The organism is Vibrio aestuarianus, assembly GCF_012395185.1.
GTDB lineage: Bacteria > Pseudomonadota > Gammaproteobacteria > Enterobacterales > Vibrionaceae > Vibrio > Vibrio aestuarianus.
Genome location: NZ_JAAZTU010000005.1, coordinates 143,716 through 152,629 on the forward strand (window position 1 = coordinate 143,716; position 8,914 = coordinate 152,629).

Here is an 8,914-nt window from a genome sequence, read left to right on the forward strand (position 1 = left end):
CCAGTAGAGTAACCATTAGGGCTGCTCTACTGGTTTTATTCTACTCAGTTAAAGACTCTTCTAACGCCCGCAAACACAAGGCTATATTTTCTCTACGAGCCCCATAGCCCATTAAGCCAATACGCCAAGCTTTACCCGCAAGAGCGCCTAAACCAGCGCCAATTTCCAAATTATATTCACTGAGTAAGTGGGAGCGAACCTTCACATCATCAACACCTTGAGGAATATATACCGCATTAAGTTGCGGCAACCGACTTTGCTCTGGTACCACAAAGTTAAAGCCAAGTTTCTCTAAGCCTTGTTTTAGCTTGTCATGCATATCACGATGACGAGACCAAGCTTGCTCTAGTCCTTCATTTTTTAACATTAATAGCGCTTCGTGTAGCGCATATAAGCTATTGACTGGTGCGGTGTGATGATAACTGCGTTTACCTTCACCACTCCAATAGCCGAGCACCAAGCTTTGGTCTAAAAACCAACTTTGTACAGGTGTCGTGCGTGATTGAATTTTCTCAGTCGCTTGAGCGGAAAAAGTCAACGGCGATAAGCCAGGGGGACAAGATAGACATTTCTGGCTACCAGAATAAACGGCATCTAACTGCCATTTATCGACATAAAGTGGCACACCGCCTAAAGATGTTACCGCATCTACAATACTCAACATGTTATTTTGCTTAGCCAACTGACCTAACGCTTGTGCATCACTTAATGCCCCGGTTGATGTCTCCGCATGCACAAATGCCAATATTTTTGCATCGGGGTTCGCCTTGATCGCTTGTTCTACTTTATCAACCGAAACTGGCATCCCCCATTCATCATCAACCAACACGACTTCCCCGCCGCAACGAATGACATTTTCTCGCATTCGCTCACCAAACACACCATTGCGGCAGACAATGACTTTATCACCGGGTTCTATTAAATTGACGAAACACGCTTCCATACCAGCACTGCCTGGCGCAGAAACTGCTATCGTGAATTCATTTTGCGTTTGAAATGCATATTTAAGTAGCTGTTTGAGCTCATCCATCATCTGAATAAATAACGGGTCTAAGTGACCAACGGTTGGACGACTTAGTGCTTGCAATACTTGTGGGTAAATATCTGAAGGACCAGGTCCCATCAAGATCCGTTGTGGTGGGTTGAAACTGGTAATGGACATAATTGCTCCTTGCTTGCGGCCAAATGTGGAAAACCAGAGTAAAGCAAAAATCACCTAGCAACAATTCGACAGAAGTCTAGAGGTCAAACCAGTGTCACAATCTGGTTAATTTTATTTTACATTTGAACTTAATTAGCAATTGACATTAATAGTTCAAAAACGTTCAATGAATGAGCTATCTAGCAGAAGAGGAGCACTGCCCAGGCAGATGTTTTGTGGAGCCTCAACTCCAAAACAAAGCATTGATGGGGAGCAGTGCCGAGATGAACCAAGGTTGTGGATTTGGTTTGTCGGTTGAATGGGCTGAATCCCTTCAACTGTCATTAGCCGCGCTGATGAAGAGCTTCTGAGGTAAACCAATCAAAAACACCTCTTTATATGCTCTAGAAATTTCTCTTCAAACATTGGACGTTGGAACACCAACACATTTTTATTTTAGGAAGTCGTGGGAGAAATGCTGTGAGCGCATTCAATGTAGCCAAGTTTGGCGGAACAAGTGTAGCTAACTTTGAAGCAATGAGCCGTTGTGCTGCTGTTATCGAAAATAATCCAAATACAAAATTAGTGGTTAGCAGTGCATGCTCTGGTGTCACTAATTTGTTAGTTGAGTTAGCCAGTGGGGTTCAAGATGCAGAGCAACGTTTGGCGATCATCAAACAGTTAGCCGATATCCATCATGCCATCATCGATCAACTTACCCATCCAGCTCAAGTTGAAAAAGAAGTACATTCAATTTTAGATATGGTTGCTAGTGTTGCAGAAGCCGCCTCTTTTCAATCAAGTAAAAAATTGACTGACCATCTCGTTGCGTGCGGCGAATTAATGTCGACCTTTATTCTTACCCAATTGATGCGTGAACGAGGTATGGAAGCGGTGCGTTTTGATATCCGCGAGATCTTGCGCACCGATGATCATTTCGGTCGTGCTGAGCCTCAGTTAGAGCAAATAGCATTACTTGCTAAACAAAAATTAACGCCATTATGTCAACAGCACGTAGTGGTAACGCAAGGCTTCATTGGTTCTGATGAACAAGGAAACACGACCACTCTTGGCCGTGGTGGTAGTGATTATTCAGCCGCTTTAATTGCAGAAGCAGTCCAAGCGTCAGGTTTAGAAATTTGGACCGATGTACCTGGCATTTATACTACCGACCCTCGCATTGCGCCTAATGCTGCACCGATTGCTGAAATCAGTTTTAGTGAAGCGTCTGAAATGGCGAATTTCGGTGCCAAAATTCTCCACCCCTCGACATTGTTACCGGCATTACGACATGACATTCCTGTATTTGTAGGTTCATCGAAAGAACCAGAAAAAGGTGGAACTTGGATTCGCAAACGTGTCGAAAGCTCGCCACTTTTTAGAGCCTTGACCTTACGCGGCAACCAAACCATGGTCACACTGCGTAGTGCTAGCATGTTCCATGCTTATGGCTTTTTGTCGAAAGTGTTCGAGATTTTAGCCAAACACAAAATTTCAGTGGATCTGATTACCACTTCTGAAATCAGCGTCTCCTTAACATTAGACAAGACCGATACTTCCGGGGGTTCACCAGAATTACCACAAGCTGTTCGTCAAGAATTGGAAGAATTATGCACTGTCGATGTTGAACATAACTTAAGTTTAATCGCACTGATAGGCAATAACATGAGTAATACCAAAGGTTACGCCAAGCAGGTATTTAGCACGTTAGAAGACTTCAACATGCGTATGATTTGCTACGGTGCGAGTCCGCATAACTTATGTTTCTTGCTGCATGAATCGGTATCAAAAGCCGCTATTCAGAAACTGCACCAAGAGCTGTTTGAGCAATAACCTAAAGTGCTTTGCTCAATAATTTGAGTGCCACAAAAAGAAAGAGGTTGGATATTCCAACCTCTTTCTTTTTTACCTTAATCTAAATTAGGCCCTAACCATTTTTCTGCTTCTTGCTCGCTCCAGCCTTTACGCTGCGCGTAATCTTGCATTTGATCTTGCTGTATTTGTGCGATGGCAAAATAACGAGAATCAGGATGCGAGAAATACCAGCCAGATACCGAAGCCCCTGGCCACATGGCGTAACTGGTGGTTAACGACATATCAATCGCTTGCTCAACATTGAGCATTTCCCATAAAGTTCCTTTCTCTGTATGTTCAGGACACGCTGGATAACCCGGAGCTGGGCGAATACCTTGATACTTTTCACGAATCAATTCATCATTCGATAAGTTTTCATCTGTGGCATAACCCCAAATATCTTTACGAACTTGCAGGTGTAAATACTCAGCAAAAGCTTCCGCCAAACGATCCGCTACGGCTTGGATCATAATCGCGTTGTAATCATCACCATTTGCTTTGTATTGATCGGCCAATTCACGCTCACCTATACCACCAGTAACCGCAAACGCACCGATCCAATCTTTCTTGCCTGATTCTTTAGGTGCGATGTAATCAGATAGGCAGTAGTTAAATCCTTTCGGCTTCTCAGTTTGTTGACGCAAATTATGCAAAACATGAGCAACCTCAGTACGGGACTCATCACTGTAAACTTCGATATCATCGCCAATACTGGCCGCAGGAAATAAGGCGCACATGCCACGAGCTTCGAGTAAACCTTCTCGCTCGACACGATCAAGTAACTCGTTGGCATCCTTAAACAAACGCAGAGCTTCTTCACCCACCTCTTCATGATCAAAAATTGCCGGGTATTTACCCATCAACGACCATGTCATAAAGAACGGAGTCCAATCGATATACTGCCGTAACGTCGAAACATCAAAATCATTAAACACATGTACACCAGGTTTAAGTGGCACTGGTGGTGTATAGCTATCCCAATTAATCGCGACTTTGTTAGCGCGAGCCTTCTCCAAGGTGACAGGTTTAGTACGCGGACGCTTACGAGCGTGTTGGTCACGCACAACGTCATAATCAGCCTGAAGCTTTTCAACAAAAGCTGGCTTTTGTGTCTCAGACAGTAGCGCCGAACAGACCCCAACAGCACGTGAAGCATTGTTTACATATACCACCGGATGTTGGTAATTTTGTTCTATCTTCACGGCAGTATGCGCTTTCGATGTGGTTGCACCACCAATCAAAAGTGGTAAATCAAACCCCTGACGTTCCATTTCTTTCGCGACATGGACCATTTCATCCAATGACGGTGTAATAAGGCCAGATAAACCAATAATATCAACGTTCTCTTCTTTGGCTACTTTGAGTATTTTCTCGCACGGCACCATCACCCCAAGGTCAATAATTTCGTAGTTATTACATTGCAATACCACACCAACAATATTCTTACCGATGTCATGCACATCACCTTTTACGGTTGCGAGTAGAATTTTACCGTTGGTTGAACCTGCTTGTTTCAATGCATTGATGTAAGGCTCTAAGTGGGCAACCGCCTGCTTCATAACTCGCGCTGACTTAACAACTTGAGGTAAGAACATTTTACCCTCACCAAATAGGTCACCAACTACGTTCATGCCATCCATTAATGGGCCTTCAATTACCTCTAATGGTTTGCTCGCATTAAGACGGGCTTCTTCAGTATCTTCAACGATAAATTCTGTAATGCCTTTAACTAACGCATGCTCTAAGCGCTTTTCAACCGACCATGTTCTCCACTCAAGTGCACTCGCATCTTCTTCTTTTCCTACGCCTTTATCTGCATATTCAGCCGCAATATCTAATAAACGTTCGGTACTGTCGTCGCGGCGATTTAAAATTACATCCTCTACGGCATCCCGTAGCTTTTCTGGAACGTTGTCGTAGATCTCCAATTGACCAGCGTTAACGATCCCCATATCCATACCATTTTTAAAACAGTGGTAAAGGAATACCGCGTGAATTGCTTCACGAACATAGTTGTTACCGCGGAAAGAAAACGAAACGTTAGAGACTCCACCGGAGATCATGGCATAAGGTAAGTCACGCTTGATGTCAGCAACCGCCTCGATAAAGTCAACAGCATAGTTGTTATGCTCGTCAATACCTGTGGCAACAGCAAAAATATTTGGGTCGAAGATGATATCTTCAGCGGGAAAACCAACCTCATCGACTAAAATACGATAAGCATTGGTACAAATTTCGATTTTCCGTTGACGTGTATCAGCTTGGCCCACTTCATCGAAAGCCATCACGATAACAGCCGCACCATAGCGACGGATCAGCTTTGCTTGTTCAACGAATTTTTCTTTACCTTCTTTCAAAGAGATCGAGTTAACGATGCCTTTACCTTGAATGCATTTAAGGCCGGCCTCAATGACTTCCCATTTAGAAGAGTCAACCATGATAGGCACTTTTGATATTTCGGGCTCAGAAGCACATAGATTAAGGAAACGTACCATACATGCCTCGGCATCAAGCATCCCTTCATCCATGTTGATATCTATGATTTGAGCACCATTTTCGACTTGCTCACGCGCTACGTGCAGTGCTTCATCGTATAGCTCTTCTTTGATTAATCGTTTGAAACGTGCAGAACCCGTTACGTTCGTTCGCTCACCAACATTAACAAACAATGTCTCTTTCGCGATGGTTAACGGCTCCAAACCAGACAAACGACACGACTTTGGCAGTTCCGGTAAAGAACGCGGTTTCACTCCCTCAACGGCTTGCGCCATTTGTCGAATATGTTCTGGCGTAGTACCACAGCAACCGCCAACTAAATTTAGAAACCCAGCTTGTGCCCATTCCGCAATATGCTCAGCCATCTCTTTTGCTTCAAGATCGTATTCACCAAATGCATTGGGTAAACCAGCATTGGGGTGCGCTGAAACGTAACATTCAGATATCCGTGATAGCTCTTCCACATATTGGCGCAGCTCATCGGGACCTAGAGCGCAGTTTAAACCAAAGGAGATCGGCTCCACGTGGCGAAGTGCATTGTAGAACGCTTCTGTTGTCTGCCCTGAAAGGGTACGACCAGAGGCATCAGTTATCGTCCCTGAAATCATAACAGGTAGCTTGTAACCAAGCTCTTCGAAAACCGTATCGACGGCGAAAGCACACGCTTTGGCATTTAATGTGTCAAAAATGGTTTCAATAAGAATTAGATCACAGCCACCTTTAATTAAAGCTCGTGTTGATTCTGAGTACGCTTCAACAAGTTGATCAAAACTGACATTGCGGAAGCCAGGATCATTCACATCTGGAGAGATAGAACAGGTACGGTTGGTTGGACCGAGTACACCGGCCACGTAACGGGGTTTATGCGGTGTTTTAGCGGTCCATTCATCAGCGACTTCACGCGCTAATTTTGCAGCAGCAAAGTTGATTTCATCACTGATGGCTTGCATATCATAGTCAGCCATTGCGATAGTCGTCGCATTAAAGGTATTGGTTTCAAGAATATCAGCACCGGCCTCTAAATAAGCACAATGGATCTCTTTTATCAATTGAGGCTGCGTCAATACTAGGAGATCGTTATTGCCTTTTAGATCACTTGGCCAATCAGCAAAACGCTCTCCTCGATAATCTTGCTCTTCAAGCTTGTAACCCTGAATCATGGTGCCCATACCACCATCGATCAACAATATTCTTTGTTGCAATTGAGCTTCAATTTGACTCTTCACTTTTCGTCCCACAGTACAGCCTCATTCCTTTTCGTTATTTCCACATCCTATCATATAACCGTTAGAAATCTAGACGTCTAAATAGCACTTTAATCGCTGCTTGTTGTTAACTCTGATGTAATGAAAAAGTGTTTGCTATTTGCCCATCATAGAAGGAGAATTTGTTCATATTTTGTTACACACTGAGAAAAAAATGTCGGTCTACTATACTTTGTGCTTCCTATCGGCAGCCGCGATGATGATTGCTTTCTTAAACAGTAAGATAGGAAAAATGCAAACCACCATTGCTATCACCGCAGGTTCTATGATGCTTTCGTTATTAATCTTAATTGCGGGTCAAAACGATTGGTTTCATCTCACTGAAATTGCTATCGATACCGTTAATAGCATCAACTTTGAAAATTTTTTACTCAAAGGGATCTTGGGCTTTCTTCTTTTTGCGGGTGGCTTAGGTATTAAACTACCTAATCTTAAAGATCAAAAATGGGAGATAACCGTTCTCGCACTTGGAGCAACATTGTTTTCAACCTTCTTCATTGGTTTTGGCCTCTATGGCTTCTGCCAGCTGATCGACATTCAATTTGACCTAGTTTATTGCTTATTATTCGGCGCGCTGATTTCACCAACCGACCCAATCGCTGTGTTAGCCATTGTCAAAAAACTTGATGCACCTAAACGTATCTCAACTCAAATTGAAGGGGAATCTCTCTTCAACGACGGTTTTGGTCTAGTTATCTTTGTCACAATATTTACTATCGCATTCGGTACAGAAACTCCGACCGTTGGTAGTGTCACCATGCTGTTTGCACAAGAAGCTATGGGGGGAATTATCTACGGCCTAGCTCTCGGTTTATTATTTCACTACCTTATTAGCGCGACTAATGACCACTCTATGGAGCTGTTATTAACCATCGGTATTCCAACCGCTGGTTACGTTTTTGCAGATGTCATACATGTCTCTGGGCCACTCGCAATGGTGGTATCCGGTATCATGATCGGTAACTGGACCCGCTTTATCGGTTTCTCAAAGGAAAGCGAAGAGCATTTAGATCACTTCTGGGAGTTAGTTGATGAATTTCTCAATGGGGTATTGTTCCTGTTGATTGGTATGTCGATGCTACTCTTCCAATTTCATGAAGAAGATTGGATGTTAATGGCATTTTCCGTTCCGCTTGTGTTATGTGCTCGCTACCTTAGTGTTTTCTTATCGTACATTGGCTTTAAACGTTACCGAAGCTATAATCCATGGTCGATTAAGATTCTTACTTGGGGGGGACTACGCGGAGGATTAGCACTAGCAATGGCTCTATCGATTCCCTCTGGAATTTTAGTCATTCCGGATAAGCTGATCGATGTAAAAGAACTGATACTGGTTATGACGTATGCCGTTGTAGTATTTTCGATACTGATCCAAGGCTCAACCATTACTCCTTTGATCGAAAAAGCGAAACAGGCTGAAAAACAAAGGGAAGCCACAGAATCGACTGTAGTCCAAGAACAAGAAAGTTAATCCCGATTCGAATACATCTCACAATATCTGTTGAATCACCAAGTCGATACCACTGCGTGTCGACTTTTTTAAATCTAACGTATTTGATGATTTAAAAATTTAAAATAGAAACGATTCTTAGGCTCCCCGATTATTTTAAGCTAGAGCACGTTGATATTCAGTTTCAAGACGAAACTAGATTGGGGCAGAATAATACCGCAATAAGGATTTAGTAAAAAAGAGGGACAAAGTCTAGAGCTGTTCAGCAGCAATTTGGCTACGCTTATCTGTTTGGTGCAGTTGCACCTCGAGTTGGCACCAACATTATCTAGAGAAAAAGCATTTAAACTTAACCATTGTCCATATCCCACCTTATTCAGCAAAGTTAATCCTATAGAACTTAAGCCGTATCGTTATTTTTCAACATACTGTATCGGCTTTTTCATACTCATTTTTTAGTGCTGTGCACTTCTGTCGCTGTAGCAATAAAGACATGAGAAGAGAGGCTAGTAGGAAAAGAGGTAACGAGTATAGTTTAATGCCCCAAACGCAAAAAACCCCAACATTGCTGCTGAGGTTTCTAATAAAGTGGCGGAGCGGACGGGACTCGAACCCGCGACCCCCGGCGTGACAGGCCGGTATTCTAACCAACTGAACTACCGCTCCGCTGCGTGTCTGGTTAGACAATATTCAAAGCCTGGCGATGTC

4 protein-coding genes, 1 tRNA gene and 1 riboswitch are annotated in these 8,914 nt (G+C 43.3%); of the genes, 2 read left to right on the plus strand and 3 right to left on the minus strand.

Going from position 1 to position 8,914, the window contains the following annotated elements; all coding sequences use genetic code 11:
• Positions 1–40: 40 nt before the first annotated feature.
• On the minus strand, positions 41–1,162 hold the full coding sequence (locus tag HGG78_RS03790) for a pyridoxal-phosphate-dependent aminotransferase family protein (protein ID WP_172532127.1): 1,122 nt from the start codon (positions 1,160–1,162) through the stop codon (positions 41–43).
• A 178-nt stretch (positions 1,163–1,340) separates the two neighbouring features.
• Positions 1,341–1,516: riboswitch (Lysine riboswitch) on the plus strand.
• 105 nt (positions 1,517–1,621) lie between these two features.
• On the opposite strand from HGG78_RS03790, the gene lysC reads away from it, so the two are divergent.
• Complete coding sequence (gene lysC / locus HGG78_RS03800) at positions 1,622–2,974, plus strand: lysine-sensitive aspartokinase 3 (RefSeq protein ID WP_053308836.1); 1,353 nt, start codon at positions 1,622–1,624, stop codon at positions 2,972–2,974.
• A 77-nt stretch (positions 2,975–3,051) separates the two neighbouring features.
• Here lysC and metH read toward each other — a convergent pair whose 3' ends face one another.
• Positions 3,052–6,729 carry a methionine synthase gene (metH, locus tag HGG78_RS03805; protein ID WP_172532128.1) on the minus strand — a complete coding sequence of 1,226 codons (3,678 nt, stop codon included), beginning with the start codon at positions 6,727–6,729 and terminating at the stop codon, positions 3,052–3,054.
• A 181-nt stretch (positions 6,730–6,910) separates the two neighbouring features.
• Here metH and HGG78_RS03810 point away from each other — a divergent pair, with 181 nt between their 5' ends.
• The gene (locus HGG78_RS03810) at positions 6,911–8,227 is read left to right on the plus strand and encodes a cation:proton antiporter (protein ID WP_172532129.1); all 1,317 of its coding nucleotides are present in this window, start codon (positions 6,911–6,913) and stop codon (positions 8,225–8,227) included.
• Between the two features lie 568 nt (positions 8,228–8,795).
• Here the strand turns inward: HGG78_RS03810 and HGG78_RS03815 are convergent.
• Positions 8,796–8,872 (minus strand) — tRNA-Asp (locus HGG78_RS03815).
• Positions 8,873–8,914: the final 42 nt, after the last annotated feature.